Annotated in this window: 14 protein-coding genes; 7 read left to right on the top strand and 7 right to left on the bottom strand. The window is 74.3% G+C overall.

From position 1 onward, the window contains the following. Nucleotides 1-75 precede the first annotated feature (75 nt). Nucleotides 76-459 carry a cold-shock protein gene (locus OG776_RS23430; RefSeq protein ID WP_148009001.1) on the bottom strand — a complete coding sequence of 128 codons (384 nt, stop codon included), beginning with the start codon at nt 457-459 and terminating at the stop codon, nt 76-78. Between the two features lie 228 nt (nt 460-687). Here OG776_RS23430 and OG776_RS23425 point away from each other — a divergent pair, with 228 nt between their 5' ends. Next, nucleotides 688-954: a hypothetical protein gene (locus OG776_RS23425; RefSeq protein WP_148009002.1), complete on the top strand. Its 267-nt coding sequence runs from the start codon at nt 688-690 to the stop codon at nt 952-954. Here the strand turns inward: OG776_RS23425 and OG776_RS23420 are convergent. Both OG776_RS23420 and OG776_RS23415 read right to left on the bottom strand, forming a co-directional pair. Continuing rightward, nucleotides 930-1,556, bottom strand: coding sequence for an HAD family hydrolase (locus OG776_RS23420; protein WP_384957468.1), 627 nt, complete (start codon nt 1,554-1,556; stop codon nt 930-932). The two genes, OG776_RS23425 and OG776_RS23420, sit on opposite strands and share 25 nt — an antisense overlap. Nucleotides 1,557-1,695: 139 nt before the next feature. Next, nucleotides 1,696-2,796: a hypothetical protein gene (locus OG776_RS23415; RefSeq protein WP_148009004.1), complete on the bottom strand. Its 1,101-nt coding sequence runs from the start codon at nt 2,794-2,796 to the stop codon at nt 1,696-1,698. Between the two features lie 548 nt (nt 2,797-3,344). On the opposite strand from OG776_RS23415, the gene OG776_RS23410 reads away from it, so the two are divergent. Continuing rightward, on the top strand, nt 3,345-5,984 hold the full coding sequence (locus tag OG776_RS23410; RefSeq protein ID WP_148009006.1) for a helicase-associated domain-containing protein: 2,640 nt from the start codon (nt 3,345-3,347) through the stop codon (nt 5,982-5,984). 57 nt (nt 5,985-6,041) lie between these two features. Further along, on the top strand, nt 6,042-7,685 hold the full coding sequence (locus tag OG776_RS23405; protein WP_148009007.1) for a DNA repair helicase XPB: 1,644 nt from the start codon (nt 6,042-6,044) through the stop codon (nt 7,683-7,685). A 264-nt stretch (nt 7,686-7,949) separates the two neighbouring features. Here OG776_RS23405 and OG776_RS23400 read toward each other — a convergent pair whose 3' ends face one another. Further along, complete coding sequence (locus OG776_RS23400) at nt 7,950-8,144, bottom strand: hypothetical protein (protein ID WP_148014733.1); 195 nt, start codon at nt 8,142-8,144, stop codon at nt 7,950-7,952. Between the two features lie 343 nt (nt 8,145-8,487). Here OG776_RS23400 and OG776_RS23395 point away from each other — a divergent pair, with 343 nt between their 5' ends. Beyond that, the gene (locus OG776_RS23395) at nt 8,488-10,581 is read left to right on the top strand and encodes a HelD family protein (protein ID WP_443077282.1); all 2,094 of its coding nucleotides are present in this window, start codon (nt 8,488-8,490) and stop codon (nt 10,579-10,581) included. Nucleotides 10,582-10,604: 23 nt separating this feature from the next. Here OG776_RS23395 and OG776_RS23390 read toward each other — a convergent pair whose 3' ends face one another. Then, complete coding sequence (locus OG776_RS23390) at nt 10,605-11,300, bottom strand: copper homeostasis protein CutC (RefSeq protein ID WP_148009008.1); 696 nt, start codon at nt 11,298-11,300, stop codon at nt 10,605-10,607. Between the two features lie 145 nt (nt 11,301-11,445). Here OG776_RS23390 and OG776_RS23385 point away from each other — a divergent pair, with 145 nt between their 5' ends. The 3 genes from OG776_RS23385 to OG776_RS23375 are packed head-to-tail and all read left to right on the top strand — an operon-like array spanning nt 11,446 to nt 14,455. Continuing rightward, entirely contained in the window at nt 11,446-12,108 is a 663-nt protein-coding gene (locus tag OG776_RS23385; protein ID WP_148009009.1) for an HD domain-containing protein, read from the top strand. A 17-nt stretch (nt 12,109-12,125) separates the two neighbouring features. After that, nucleotides 12,126-13,331, top strand: coding sequence for a Cmx/CmrA family chloramphenicol efflux MFS transporter (locus OG776_RS23380; protein ID WP_187285628.1), 1,206 nt, complete (start codon nt 12,126-12,128; stop codon nt 13,329-13,331). 20 nt (nt 13,332-13,351) lie between these two features. Further along, a complete protein-coding gene (locus OG776_RS23375; RefSeq protein ID WP_148009011.1) occupies nt 13,352-14,455 on the top strand; it encodes a GNAT family N-acetyltransferase in 1,104 nt (367 codons plus the stop codon). Between the two features lie 87 nt (nt 14,456-14,542). Here OG776_RS23375 and OG776_RS23370 read toward each other — a convergent pair whose 3' ends face one another. Together OG776_RS23370 and OG776_RS23365 are read right to left on the bottom strand one after the other, a co-directional pair. Further along, nucleotides 14,543-14,827, bottom strand: coding sequence for a DUF4031 domain-containing protein (locus OG776_RS23370; RefSeq protein ID WP_329322493.1), 285 nt, complete (start codon nt 14,825-14,827; stop codon nt 14,543-14,545). After that, a complete protein-coding gene (locus OG776_RS23365; protein WP_148009013.1) occupies nt 14,824-15,219 on the bottom strand; it encodes a hypothetical protein in 396 nt (131 codons plus the stop codon). Before OG776_RS23365 ends, OG776_RS23370 begins: the two co-directional genes overlap by 4 nt. Nucleotides 15,220-15,245 lie beyond the last annotated feature (26 nt).

The raw sequence follows: 15,245 nt of genomic DNA, 5'->3' as shown, positions 1-15,245 counted from the left end.
TGGTCCCGCGCGCCCGTGACGTCCCGGGGCACGGGGACGCCCCTACCGGGGTGTTCGCCGTGTCCCCGGCCGCGGTCAGACGTCGAGCTGGTCGGCGACCGCCCGCAGCAGGCCCGCGATCTTCTTCCCGGAGGCCTTCTCCGGGTAACGGCCCTTCTCCAGCATCGGGGTGATGTTCTCCAGGAGGGTCGTCAGGTCCTGCACGATGGAGGCCAGTTCGTCCGGCTTGCGGCGCTGGGCGGCCGCGACGGAGGGGGTCGGGTCCAGGATGGTCACCGAGAGCGCCTGGTCACCGCGCTGACCGGCGACGACGCCGAACTCCACTCGCTGGCCGGGCTTGAGAGCATCGACTCCGGCGGGCAGGACCGAGGAATGGACGAAGACGTCGCCGCCGTCGTCGCGGGAGAGAAAGCCGAAGCCCTTCTCACTGTTGAACCACTTGACCTGGCCGGTAGGCACTCTGTCCTCGTCCTCTTACTCGTCGGGAATTGCTCGGGGAACCGCTCTGGAAACTGCTCGGGCGCCTGCTCCCGAAGTTGCTCCGGCAACTCCGGGCAACGCCGGGAAACCGCTCCGGACAGCACCGCAGCGGGCCGTCCGACCCGCCGGTACCAAGGCTAATGGTCCGGGGGCCGGTGACAAGACGTCGCCTGACTGTTCCTTCGCGCTGGGAACTACCCTGGTCCGGTGCGTGACAAAACCCAAACGAATTCCGCCGAACCCGGCGACCGGCTGATCCGCGCCGGTGCCCTCGTGTTCTTCGCCGGTGCCGTGGCCACACTCGTCACCGTGACCCCACTGCTTCTCGACACCAAACCCTTTCCGAGCTACATGTTCGGCTTGAGCATGCTCATGGGTGTCGGTTTTCTGATCGCCGGAGCCGGGGTGTTCCGGTCGGTCGCGGCCGGCCGCCGGCGGGCCCGCGCGGTTCAGGCGGGCGCGGCCTCGCGGTAGCCGCCCAGCCACGCCGGGAACTGCGTCAGGTCGGTGAGGACGACGTCCGCGCCGGCCGCGCGCAGTTCCGCCGCGTCGCACGGCCCGGTGGCCACGGCGACCGCGTAGGCGTCCGCGGTGCGCGCGCCGCGGACGTCGCCGGTGTGGTCGCCGACGTACACGCTCGCGCCGTGCGCGCGCAGGGCCTCCGCCTTCCGCTCGGCCCACAGGTTGCCGACGACCGCGTCCGCGGCGATCCCCAGGTGCCTGAGGTGCAGCGCGGCGTTGGGCTCCCACTTCGCGGTGACGACGATGCTGCGCCCGCCCGCCGCCCGCACCGCCTCGACGGCCTCGTGGGCCCCCGGCATGGCGAGCGTGCCGGTGACGGCGTACTCGGGATACAGCTCGCGGTAGAGGTCGGCCACGGCCGGGACCCGGTCCGCCGGGAACCAGTTGACGAGTTCGTCCTCCAGCGGTGGTCCGAGCCGGGTGACGACGAGGTCGCAGTCGATGTACGTGTCCGTGCGGGCCGAGAGCGCCCGGTAGCAGGCGTGGATGCCGGGGCGGGAGTCGATCAGGGTCATGTCGAGGTCGAAGCCGACGGTCAGCCCGCGCGAGGGCATCGGTGCGCTATGCATGTGCCCCATTGTGCCCAGACCGCACGCGGGCGATCCGGGGTGGTCCGGATCGGTCGGCGAAGGGCGGCCCGAGTGCGGTCCCGGTGCCGGCCCGGGATTCGGTGCCGGTCCGGGCCGGGGGCCGTCAGCGGCGGCGCTGGGAGCGCCACACCAGGTACAGCGCCGAGGCGACCGCCGCGCCCCGCACCACCCATGGCCAGGTCTGCGCGAGCGCCTCGTCCATGTGCCCCTCGGCGATCGGGTCACCCCAGCGGCCGTCCGTACGGCCCCACAGCCAGACGATGCCGGCCGCGGCCACCAGTCCGGGCATGCCGAGGACCGCCCACTTCGACTCGTGGGGGCTCAGCCGGCGGGACCCGTAGGCGATGAGCCAGCCGAGCCCGAGCGCGAACCAGTTGCCGAGGGCGGCACCCGCGACGAGCAGCACGGCCGCGAGCAGGAGCAGGGGGTTGGTCCACGTACGGAGCCGGGGGAGCCGCCGCACCCGTGGGGCACCGCCCTCGTCCTCGGTGACGGGGACCGGTTTCGCGGTCTTGGGCGTGCTCGTCGCCTTCACGGGCGCGGTCCGTGCCCGCCGCCACCACGATGTGGCCGGTTTCGGTGCGGTCTCCGCGGCGGCACCGTCGCCGTCGGGGGTGCCGGGACCGGGACCGGAGCCGGTGCCGGAGTCGGGCTTGCGGGGCCTGGGCGGCGGTTTGATCAGCCCGGGGATCTCCACGCCGCCGACGAACCCCGGTACGCCCTCACCGAGTTCGACCGGATCGCCGTCCACCCGCCACCAGTCCGACGGGCCTGAGTCGTCGTCCGGTCCGTGGTCACCGGCGTGGCGGGGCGGTACGGGACGGTCGCCGGCGGCCGTCTCCGCGCCGTCCGCCTCGGGCGTGCGCCGTGGCCTCGGGACGGCCCTGCGCAGCCCCTTCGGGCGGGGCACCGGGTCGGGGTCGCGCTGGACGGGCACGGCGGCGGCCCGGGTGTCCGCGCCCGCCGGGGACGCGCCGCCCTGACCGGCCGACGTGACGATCTCGTCCGGGGTGCCCAGCCGGGACAGGATGCGGCGGACGGCGGCCGGGTTGTCGACGGGGGCCTTCGACCGGCGGCGGTCGATCTCGTTGCGCAGCTCCGAGACGAGCCGCATACGGGTGGCCGAGGGCAGCTGGTGCTGCTGGGCCAGGTCGCCGACGCGGCTCAGATAGTCGAATACGAGCTGGTCGCTCTCAATCCCCACGAAGTCCCCTCCGGGGCGCGTGCGTTGAATACCCCGTGGCCACGACGGTACCGCGTCGGGCCCCGCCCCTGGGGGCTGCCGCCCCCAGACCCCCGCATCGGCCTGAACGGCCTTGTCCTCAAACGCCGGACGGGCTGGGGGGTGTGGGCGTGCGCTGTTCGGCGGGTGTGGGTTCCGTGTCCCTGAGGGCTCTGCCCCCAGACCCCCGTATCGCCCGAAGGGCTCGTCCTCAAGCGCCGGACGGGCTGGGGAGTTGGCGTGTGCTTGCGGGGTGGGCGTCGGTCCGCGCGGTGTCTGGGGGCTGCCGCCCCCATGCCCCCGCTTCGGCCTGGACGGCCTCGTCCTCGAGCGCCGGACGGGCTGAGGGTGCCGGCCGGCGCTGAAAGGCTCATGCGCGGAGGTGATCTTTCCGGCGTGGGCGCGCATCTCCAGCCCGTCCGGCGTTCGAGGACGAGCCCTTCGGGCGAAGGCGGGGGTCCAGGGGGCGCAGCGCCCAGGTACGGGACGGGTAGGGGCGGCGGGGGCGAGGAACCACTACCGTTGAGCGGATGAGGACAGAGGAGCAGCGCGCCCAGGACCCCGCCCCGGCGGGCACCTCCCCGCGCTCACTGGCGGAAGCCCTCCGCACGAGGGACGACACCTCCCTGTCGGCCCTCCTCCGCACCCGCCCGGATCTCATCACCCCCGTCCCCACCGACCTGACCCAACTCGCCACCCGCGCCGCCACCCGCGCCTCGGTCGTCCGCGCCCTGGAACGCCTGGACCGGTTCGCCCTGCAGACGGCGGAGGCCCTGGCGGTGGCCTCGGACCCGGCGACGTACGACGAGCTGTCGGGTCTGCTGGCGGGCGACGACCGCGACCCGGCGGTCACCGCGGCGTTCCCGCACGCGCTCGCCACCCTGCGCGAGCAGGCCCTCGTATGGGGTGCCGACGACCGGCTCCGCCTCGTGCGCACGGCGCGCGAACTGCTCGCGCCGGGCCCCCAGCACCCCTCCCCCACCGGCCTCGGCCCGACGGTCGCCGAGGCCACGGCGGGCATGTCCCCGGGACGGGTCCAGGAGATGGTCGCCGCCTGCGGTCTGCCGACCACCCACGACTCGGTCTCCGCGGTGGCCTCGCTGACCGCCCTGTTCACCGACCGCGAGCGGATGTCGGCGCTGCTCGGCACCGCGCCCGCCGAGTCGTCGGAGGTGCTGTCCCGGCTGGTGTGGGGACCCCCGTACGGTCAGGTGACGCCCGATCCGGCGCGCCATCTCCGCTGGTTGATCGACCGCGCGCTGCTGCTGCCGACGGCGCCCGGAACGGTCGTCCTGCCCCGTGAGGCCGCCCTGCACCTGCGGGCGGGCCGGGCGCACCGCGAGACGGACCCGGTGGCTCCGCCCGTGGAACCGGCCCGGACGCACCGTCCGCGGATGGTGGACACGACCGCGGCCGGCCAGGCCTACACCGCGCTCGCCACCGTCGAGGAACTGCTCAAGGACTGGCACGAGGGCGGGCCGTCCGTGCTGCGCGCCGGCGGTCTGAGCGTGCGGGACCTGAAGAGGACGGCGGTGGCCCTGGACGTCGGGGAGCCGGTGGCCGCGTTCTGGGTGGAGCTGGCCTACGCGGCGGGACTGCTGGCCTCGGACGGTGAGGCCGACGAGCGGTACGCGGCGACGCCCGGCTACGACGAGTGGCTGGAGCTGCCCGCGGGCGAGCGCTGGGCCCGGCTCGCCTCCGCGTGGCTGGCCGCGACCCGCACGCCGGGACTCGTCGGCGGGCGGGACGCGAAGGACCGCACCCTGTCGGCGCTGGGGCCCGGACTGGACCGCTCGGCGGCCCCCGAGGTCCGGCACCGTGTCCTCGCCCTCCTCGGCGGTCTGCCGGAGGGCTCCTCCGCCGTCCCGGAGTCCGTCATCGCCCGGCTCCACTGGGAGCGGCCCCCGCGCGGAGGCCGCTCCGCCGCCGGTGAGGACCTGCGCAGCCGGCTGGCCCGCTGGACCCTGTCCGAGGCGGAGCTGCTGGGGGTGACCGGCCGGGGGGCGCTGTCCGCACAGGGACGCGCCCTGCTGGGGCTGCCGCCCGCGCCGGCCCAGGACACCGCGCACGGAGCCGAAGCCGACACAGAATCGCAGGCCGGTGCCGGTGTCGGACGGGCGGCGGCGGCCGGGGCGGGGGCCAAGCTGCCCGTCCACCGGCACCACCGCGCCGCCGACGGCGGACCGGCCGTCCTTCTCCCGCGCAGTCCGGCCGAGCGGGCCGCCGCCGCCGTACAGGCCGCCCGGATCGTCGGACCGCTGCTCCCCGAGCCCCTGGACCACGTCCTCCTCCAGGCCGACCTGACCGCCGTCGCCCCCGGCCCCCTGGAACGCCCTCTGGCCGACACCCTCGGTGTGCTGGCGGACGTCGAGTCGAAGGGCGGGGCGACGGTCTACCGCTTCACCCCGGGGTCCGTGCGGCGGGCCCTGGACGCCGGCCGTTCGGCCTCCGACCTGCACGCCTTCCTCACGGCGCACTCCCGCACCCCCGTCCCGCAGCCGCTGACGTACCTGATCGACGACGTGGCCCGCAGGCACGGCCATCTGCGGATCGGCGCGGCGTCGGCGTACGTCCGCTGCGACGACGACTCCCTGCTGAACGAGATCCTCGCCGACAAGCGTTCGCAGGGACTGCGGCTCAGACGGCTCGCGCCCACCGTGCTGGCCGCGCAGGCCGACCCGGCCGCCCTCCTGGAGGGGCTGCGCTCGATGGGGTTCGCGCCGGCCGCCGAGTCCGCCGAGGGCGATGTGCTGATCACCCGCGCGCACGCCCACCGCACCCCGCCGCGCTCCGCGCCCGAGCCCGTACCGGACGGGCCACCGGTCCCCGACACCACCCTCCTGAGCGCGGCGATCCGTGCCATCCGCGCCGGTGACCTGGCCTCCACGAGCCCGCGCAAGGGAGCCGGGGCCGAGCTCCCGGGCACCGGCGAACTGCCCCGCACCGGCTCCGCCGAGACCCTCGCCACCATGCAGGCCGCCGTCCTGACCGGCGGGACCGTGTGGATCGGATACGTCAACGCCGAGGGCGCCGCCAGCCAGCGCGTGATCGCCCCGATCCGCGTCGAGGGCGGCTTCGTGACGGCGTACGACCACACGGCCGACGAGGTCCGCACCTATCCGCTGCACCGCGTCACCGGGGTCGCGGAACTGGCGGACGACCAGCAGTGATCACCCGTCCGTAAGGCACACTTGAGGTTTGGCCGTGCGGAAGGGATAGGTACGTACGTGAACGGTCCCCTCATCGTCCAGTCCGACAAGACCCTGCTCCTGGAGGTCGACCACGAGCAGGCCGACGCCTGCCGCCGGTCCATCGCGCCCTTCGCGGAACTGGAGCGGGCGCCCGAGCACATCCACACCTACCGGGTGACGCCGCTCGGGCTGTGGAACGCGCGGGCCGCGGGCCACGACGCCGAACAGGTCGTCGACGCGCTCGTCGAGTTCAGCCGCTACCCGGTGCCGCACGCGCTGCTCGTCGACATCGCCGAGACGATGGACCGCTACGGCCGGCTCACGCTCAGCAAGCACCCCGCGCACGGACTGGTCCTGACCAGCACCGACCGGCCCGTGCTGGAGGAGGTGCTGCGGTCGAAGCGGATCGCGCCCCTCGTCGGCGCCCGGATCGACGCCGACACCGTGGCCGTGCACCCGTCCGAGCGCGGGCAGATCAAGCAGACGCTGCTGAAGCTGGGCTGGCCGGCGGAGGACCTGGCCGGGTACGTGGACGGCGAGGCGCACCCGATCGGGCTGGCCGAGGACGGGTGGGCGCTGCGCCCGTACCAGAAGCAGGCCGTGGAGAACTTCTGGCACGGCGGGTCCGGGGTCGTGGTGCTGCCCTGCGGCGCCGGCAAGACCCTGGTCGGTGCGGGGGCCATGGCGCAGGCCAAGGCCACCACCTTGATCCTGGTCACCAACACCGTCTCCGCCCGGCAGTGGAAGCACGAGCTGGTGAAGCGGACCTCGCTGACCGAGGACGAGATCGGCGAGTACAGCGGGACGCGCAAGGAGATCCGGCCGGTCACCATCGCGACCTACCAGGTGCTGACGACGAAGCGGAAGGGTGTCTACCCGCACCTCGAACTCTTCGACTCCCGCGACTGGGGCCTGATCGTCTACGACGAGGTCCACCTGCTGCCCGCGCCCGTCTTCAAGTTCACCGCCGATCTGCAGGCGCGGCGCCGGCTGGGTCTCACGGCCACCCTGGTCCGTGAGGACGGGCGCGAGTCGGACGTCTTCTCGCTCATCGGGCCCAAGCGGTTCGACGCGCCCTGGAAGGAGATCGAGGCGCAGGGGTACATCGCGCCGGCGGACTGTGTGGAGGTCCGGGTCAATCTGACCGACTCCGAGCGGCTCGCGTACGCGACCGCCGAGGCGGAGGAGAAGTACCGCTTCTGCGCGACGACCGCGACCAAGCGGAAGGTGACGGAGGCGCTGGTACGGAAGTTCGCCGGGCAGCAGATCCTGGTGATCGGCCAGTACATCGACCAGCTCGACGAGCTGGGCGAGCATCTGAACGCGCCCGTCATCAAGGGCGAGACGAGCAACGCGCAGCGCGAGAAGCTGTTCGACGCGTTCCGCGAGGGCGAGATCAGCGTGCTCGTGGTGTCCAAGGTCGCCAACTTCTCCATCGACCTGCCGGAGGCGACCGTCGCCATCCAGGTGTCGGGCACCTTCGGGTCGCGCCAGGAGGAGGCCCAGCGGCTGGGACGGGTGCTGCGTCCGAAGGCCGACGGCCACCAGGCCCACTTCTACTCGGTCGTCGCGCGCGACACCATCGACCAGGACTTCGCCGCCCACCGGCAGCGGTTCCTGGCGGAGCAGGGGTACGCCTACCGGATCCTGGACGCGGACGAGCTGCTGGCCGACAGCTGAGCGACGCGGTCCGCCGTGACCGGGGGATCGGCCCGGACGGCCTCGTCCTCAAACGCCGGACGGGCTGAAACACCTGACGCCGGCCGGCATCTCCAGCCCGTCCGGCGTTTGAGGACGAGCCCTTCGGGCGACGGCGGGGGTCCAGGGGGCGCAGCGCCCCTGGCGGGGACCGGGGCGGCACGGGGCGCTGCTCACCGGACGCATGCGGTGAGCGTACCCGCACGATCCCGGTGCAGGCCGGAGGCTACCGGTGCAGGCCGGAGGCTACCGGTGGCGCACGCCCGCCTCCTCGCCGTACTCGCCGAGGATGACCACGTCGAGGGCCGCGCCCGCGAAGACCTTGACGGCGCGCAGGGCGTCGCCGAGGAGGTGGCGGTGGTGGCTCACCGAGAAGGCGGTCGCGCCACGGGCGGCGGGACCGTGCTGGGCCGGACCTGGGGTGAAAGTGGCTGCGCTCATGTATCCATCATGGGAGCCTCCGCCCCGTATGGCGTCGGTCCATGGACCGAACCTCGGTGTCCCCGCGTACGCCCGCGGGCCCGCCGTCGTACGCCTCACGACGGACGGCACCCCCTAGGGATCCGGGGGTCCCGCCCCTGACACCGGCGGCCTCGCGCGCCCGTCGCCGGGGAGCCCGCGCGCCGGGACCGGGAAAACCGGTTGGCCCGCCCCCGCCCCCCTCACCTAGAATCTCCGCTCTTGCCCGCCTCCCTCGACGGAGTGCCGCCGCCCGGACGGAAACCGGCCGGCCCCCAGGAACACCCAGGATCCACTCACGCCGCAGGTCCCCGGAGGCAGCCCCGTGTCCACCCCGCCCGCCGACCCCCACGCCGACCCCACCGACCGCGCCGACCCCGGTCCGGACGCCCCGGACGACCCCCTGCTGCGCGAGCGGACCCACCTCGGGGAGTCCCGGGCGGCGCTGCGCGCGATGCGCGAGGACGTGGAGAACCTCGACATCCGCGACGTCACCGCGAACTGGGTCAACGCCGCGGTGCTCCAGCGCCAGATGGACGAGCGGATCAAGGCGCTGGCCGATCTGAGTCACACCCCGCTGTTCTTCGGCCGTCTCGACTATCTGCACGCGCCCGGCGCGGACAAGGCGGAGGGCGCGGAGGGCGAGCGTTTCTACATCGGGCGGCGGCATGTGCACGACGCCGAGGGCGACCCGATGGTCATCGACTGGCGTGCCCCGGTGTCGCAGCCGTTCTACCGGGCCTCGAAGAAGGACCCGATGGACGTCGGGCTGCGCCGCCGCTTCGGGTACACCGGCGGCGACCTCACGGCGTACGAGGACGAGCACCTCTCCGACCCCGCCGAGACCGCGGCCACCAGCAAGCTGCTCCAGCAGGAGATCGAGCGGCCGCGTGTCGGCCCCATGCGCGACATCGTGGCGACCATCCAGCCCGAGCAGGACGAGATCGTCCGCAGCGGGCTGAGCGGAAGCGTCTGCGTCCAGGGGGGTCCCGGTACCGGGAAGACCGCCGTCGGCCTGCACCGCGTCGCCTACCTCCTCTACGCCCACCGGGACCGGCTGGCCCGCACCGGCACCCTCGTCATCGGTCCGAACAAGTCCTTCCTGCACTACATCGAGCAGGTGCTGCCCGCCCTGGGCGAGCTGGAGGTCAGGCAGGCCACGGTGGACGACCTCGTCGCCCATGTGGAGGTGCGCGGCGCCGACACGGCCACCGCGGCCGTCATCAAGGGCGACGCCCGGATGGCCGAGGTGCTGCGGCGCGCGGTCCGCGCCCATGTGACCCCGCCGGACGAGCCGGTCGTCGTGGTGCGCGGCTCCCGGCGCTGGCGGGTACCGGTGTACGAGCTGGAGGAGATCGTCCGGGAGCTGCTGGACCGCGACATCCGCTACGGCGCCGCCCGCGAGGCCCTTCCGCAGCGGATCGCGCACGCCGTGCTGGTGCAGATGGAGCGCTCCGGTGAGGCACCGGACGACCGCGTGCAGGACGCCGTCGCCCGCAACGGCGCGGTGAAGGCGGCGGTCAAGGCGATCTGGCCGCCCGTCGACCCGGCCCGGCTGGTCCTGCGGCTGCTCAACGACGCGGACTTCCTCGCCCTGCACGCCGAGGGTGTCCTCGGCGAGGACGAGCAGAAGGAGATCCTCTGGGCGAAGCCGGCCCGGTCGGTGAAGGCCGCCCGGTGGTCCCCGGCGGACACCGTGCTGATCGACGAGGCGACCGACCTCGTACAGCGCACGCACTCCCTCGGACACGTGGTGCTCGACGAGGCGCAGGACCTCTCCCCCATGCAGTACCGCGCCGTGGGCCGCCGCTGCACGACGGGGTCGGCGACCGTACTGGGCGATCTGGCGCAGGGCACCACGCCCTGGGCGACGCGGAGCTGGGCCGAGGCCCTCGCGCATCTGGGCAAGGAGGAGGCCGTCGTCGAGGAGCTGACGGCCGGTTTCCGTGTCCCCACCGACGTGATCACCTACGCCTCGCGGCTGCTGCCGCACATCGCGCCGGGGCTGACCCCGGTGGCGTCGGTCCGTGAGAACCCGGGCTTCTTCGAACTGCGGGCCACCGCCGCGGACACCGAAGTCGTGGACGCGTGCCGGGAGTTGCTGCGCCAGGAGGGTTCGGTCGGGCTCATCGCCGCCGACGCCCGTGTGCCGCTGCTCGCCGAGGCGCTGGCCGCCGCCGGTCTGACGTACCTCGGTCCGGGCGAGGAGACGACGCCGGACACCCGGCTGACGCTCGTCCCCGCCTCGCTGGCCAAGGGTCTGGAGTACGACTACGTGGTCCTGGACGAGCCGCGGGCCGTGGTCGACGGCGAACCGGACGAGCGGACCGGACTGCGCCGTCTGTACGTGGCGCTGACCCGCGCGGTCTCGGGGCTGATCGTGACCCACGCGGCGCCGCTGCCGCCCCAGCTCGGCTGAGGGCCGTCCCGGAAAGCGGGCCGCTATCCGTCCAGCGCCGCCCGCCACCGCCGGACCGCGTCCACCGACACCGGCCCGGCCCAGCCGCCGGGCCGCGCCGCGCCGCCGATGTGGAAGGCGTCGACGCCCGCGGCGCGCAGCCGGGGCACGTGGTCGAGGCGCAGCCCGCCGCCGACCATGACGCGCGCCTCGTAGCCGGGCTCGCCGGCCCGGGCGGTCTCGGCGAGGAGGACGGGGAACCCGTCGTCCACGCCGTCCGGCGAGCCCGCCGTCAGGTAGGCGTCCAGGCCCGGCAGGTCGGCGAGCTGCTTGCGCAGCGCGTCGCGGTCGGCGGCCCGGTCGATGGCGCGGTGGAACGTCCAGGGGCAGCCGTCCAGTTCGGCGACGATCCGTTCCACGGCGGACAGGTCGGGTCCGCCGTGCTCGTCGAGGAACCCGAGGACGAACTCGTCGGCTCCCGCGGTCCGCATCTCGCCCGCCGCCCGGACGAGCGCGTCGACGTCCCCGGCCGCGAAGCCGTCGGCCAGCCTGAGCATCACGCGCAGCGAGATGTCGACGGCGGCACGGATCCCGGCGAAGGTCTCCACCGCCGGGGTCAGCCCGTCGGCGGCCATGTCGGTGACCAGTTCCAGCCGGTCCGCGCCTCCGTCCTGGGCGGCGACCGCGTCCTCCACACCGAGGGCGATCACCTCCAGGACCGCACGCCTGCGCTCACTCATGGGACCTCTTTCCTCGGGCGACTACTACAGGTCTAGTCCAATCCCAAGCCTACGCCGTGGACGGCCGCCGCCGCGAGACGATCCCCCCCGAGGCCGTAACGCCCGCGCCCTGTGGTCCGGCGCCCCGGCGCGGGAGAATGCGCACATGCCCGACCTCGACGCGCTGCGCGCCCGCTGGACCCATGCCCTGGAGGGGATCCGTCCGCCCGGCGGACCCGACCCGGCCCCCTACGCGGACAACCTCCTCGCCCGCTGGCAGGAGCCGCAGCGCCGGTACCACTCCGTGGCGCACCTCACGGCGGTCCTCGACCACGTCGATCTGCTGGAGGAGTACGCGGACGACCCGGACCAGGTGCGCCTGGCCGCCTGGTTCCACGACGCCGTCTACCGGCCCGACCGCTCCGAGAACGAGGAACGCTCAGCCCGTCTCGCCGAACGCGCCCTCGCCGAGCTGGGCGGCGACCCGGCGGCCACCCAGGAGGTGGTCCGTCTCGTCCGGCTCACCGTCGCCCACGACCCCGCCGACGACGACCGCAACGGCGCCGTCCTCTGCGACGCCGACCTCGCCGTCCTGGCCTCGCCACCGGACGCCTACGCCGCCTACACGGCGGCCGTCCGCGAGGAGTACGCCTTCGTCCCGGACGAGGCCTTCCGCGCGGGCCGGGCGGCGGTGCTGCGCGGACTCCTCGGCCTGCCGCGGCTGTTCCGGACGCGGTACGGGCGGCGGGAGTGGGAGGACCGGGCCCGGCACAACGTCGGACGGGAGCTGGACCGGCTGGCGGCGGCACCCGGCGGGGCCGGCGCATGAGCGGCGCGCGCACCCGGATGCCTCTCGCCGTCCACATCCTCGCGCTCTCCGTCTTCGCCCTCGGGACCAGCGAGTTCATGCTCTCGGGGCTGCTGCCGCCGATAGCCGACGACCTGGGCGTCAGCATCCCGCGGGCGGGCCTGCTGATATCGGCGTTCGCCGTCGGGATGGTCGTCGGCGCCCCGCTGCTCGCCGTGGCCACCCTGCGGCTGCCCCGCCGCACCACCCTCGTCGCGCTCATCGCCGTCTTCGGACTCGGGCAGGTCGCGGGGGCGCTCGCGCCGACGTACCCCGTGCTCTTCGCCTCCCGGGTGGTGAGCGCGCTGGCCTGTGCCGGCTTCTGGGCGGTGGGCGCGGCGGTGGCCATAGCGACGGTCCCGCAGACCTCCCGGGCCCGCGCGCTCTCGGTGATGATCGGCGGGCTCTCCCTGGCGAACGTCCTGGGCGTCCCGGCCGGCGCGTTCCTCGGGGAACACCTGGGCTGGCGCTCGGCGTTCTGGGCCGTCGGCGTCGCCTCGGCGATCGCCCTGGCCGGCGTCCTCACCCTGATCCCGGGCATCCCGGCGCCGGCCGAGAGGCCGCGGCTGCGGCGGGAGCTGGTCATCTACCGCGATCCGCAGGTGTGGCTCGCGATCGCCGTCGTGATGCTCTCCGCGGGCGGCGTCTTCTGCGCGTTCAGCTATCTGTCGCCGCTGCTCACCGAGGTCGCCGGGCTCGACGACGGCTGGGTGCCGGGCGTGCTGGCGCTGTTCGGGGCCGGCGCGTTCATCGGGACGACGATCGGCGGCCGGGTCGCCGACGCGCACCTGTTCGGGGTGCTCCTCACCGGTGTCGCCGCCTCGGCCGCCGTCCTCGTCGCGATCGCCCTGCTCGGCCGGTACGCGACCGCGGCCGTGGTCCTCTCCTTCCTGCTCGGCGTCTCCTGTTTCGGCACCGCCCCGGCGCTCAACGCCCGCCTCTTCAACCTCGCCGGCGCCGCGCCGACCCTGGCCGGCGCCACCGTCACAGCCGCCTTCAACCTCGGCAACGCGGGCGGCCCCTGGGTCGGCGGCGCGGTCGTCGACAGCGGGTTCGGGTACGCCGGGACGGCCTGGGCGGGCGCCGCGCTGACGCTGGCCGGGATGGCGGTGGCGGCGGTGTCGCTGCGGATGCACCGGCGCGGCGGTCCGTCCCGCGTGGTGGCCGCCAAGAACGCGAACAAACCGGTACGCACACAGACCTGAGCGCGCCTATCCTCACCCGCATGCGAGACATGGGCGGGGACCGGGTGCAGGAAGCCGTCACCGGGGCCGTGGCAGTGCTGCGGACGGTGACCGGACAGGACTGGGACGGGGTGCGGGCGGGCCGTCTGGAGTGGAGCTGCCGCAGGACGGCCGAGCACATCGCGTCCGACCTCATCGCGTACGCGGGCCAGTTGGCGGGCCGCGCGGCCGACGCCTACCTGCCCTTCGAGATCGTCATGGACGAAGGCACCGGCCCGTCCGACGTCGTGGACGTGATCGAGGCGACGGGCGCCCTGCTCGCCGCCGCCGTCCGTACGGCGCCGCGCGAGCTGCGCGCCTTCCACCCGTTCCCGTTCCGCGGCGCCGACCGTGCGGGCTTCGCCGCGATGGGCGTCACCGAGGTGCTCGTGCACACGCACGACATCGCCCAGGGCCTCGGCGTCGCCTACGAGCCCCCGGCCGAACTGTGCGAGGACGTCCTCGCCCGGATCTTCCCGCAGGTGCGGCCCGGCCACGCCCCCTGGCCGACGCTGCTGTGGGCGACCGGCCGCGGCGACCTGCCCGACCGCGCCCCGCTGACCGAGTGGCGCTGGACCAACGACCTGGTGATCGAGACCGAACGGCTCACCCTGCGGGGCGTCTCGCCCGCGGCCGCCGCTGACCTGACCGCGGGGGGCACGGGCGGCTTCGAATGGATCGAGGGCGGCCCCTTCGAGGGCACCCGGGACGCCTCCGGGATGATCGTGAAGGCGTACGAGGCGGGCGTGCACCGCCCGGAATGGGGCATGTTCGTGCTCGTCCGGAGCGCGGACGGCCTGGCCGTGGGCGCCCTGGGCTTCCACGGCGCACCCGACGAGGGGGGCCGCGCCGAGGTCGGCTACGACCTCGCGGAGAGCGCCCGGGGCCACGGCTACGCGACCGAGGCGCTCGGCGCCCTCGCCGCCCGTTACCTCGCCCGCGACGACGTCAAGGTCCTCTTCGCGGTCATAGACCGGGACAACGCCGCCTCCCAACGGGTCGTCGCACGCGCCGGTTTCACCCGGGTGAGCGAGGACGCCGACCAGTTCGCCTACGAGCTGACGGGACCGGACCCCGCCCTGCGGGTGTACGCCCGCGAGGACTGACCCGCGGCCGCGGGGACCCACGCCGCCCGCCGCGCCCGGGAGCGCCGTCCCGCCCGCGACCGCCCGCTCACGCGGGTGACCGCGGGCTCACGCCGGCCCGGGTGCTCGCCGGCCCGCGTGCTTGCGCCGGCGCAACCCCGCCCCGTGCAGCAGCCGCACCACCTCGCGGCTGTCGACCTCCATCGCCCCGGCGCGCACGGCGTCCGCGTAACGATGGGCCGGGAGGTCGTAGTGGTCGCGTTCGAAGGCACGCGCCGGGACACCGAGGGCGTCCGCGAACCGGTGCAGTTCCTCGTACGAGAGATCGCTGATCAGGTGCGACCAGAGGCGGCCGTGCCCCGGCCAGGTGGGCGGATCGATGTAGACGGTCACGAGGAAGGGCCGTCGCCCGCGGCCGATGCCAGGGTGCCCACCGACGCGACCTTCACCCCGGCCTTGTGGCACACCCAGTGCGGGTCGGGCCCCAACTCGGGCTCGACGTCGAGCGCGTGCGGGTCCCCGGAACCGCAGACCGGGCACAGCGGCCACCGCCCGTACCGCTCCAGGAGCGCGTCCTGGACGTCCTGCGCGACCAGCCCGGCGACATAGCCGACGCCCTCCGGCCACTGCTCGACCCACCAGCGGCGCTGCACCACCGAGTCCTCGACGAGCGAGACGACGTCCGCCTCGGCGACCTCTCCGGCGACCAGGTCGGCCAGGACGAGAGCGCGGGCCGCGTGCAACGCCTGCTCCAACGGGCTGATGGGATCACTGTGGGGGGGCATGCACCCATTGTGCGCACTCTTGACCG

The sequence above is a fragment of the Streptomyces sp. NBC_01689 genome (assembly GCF_036250675.1).
GTDB lineage: Bacteria > Actinomycetota > Actinomycetes > Streptomycetales > Streptomycetaceae > Streptomyces.
This window is presented reverse-complemented; position numbering and strand designations above follow the sequence as displayed.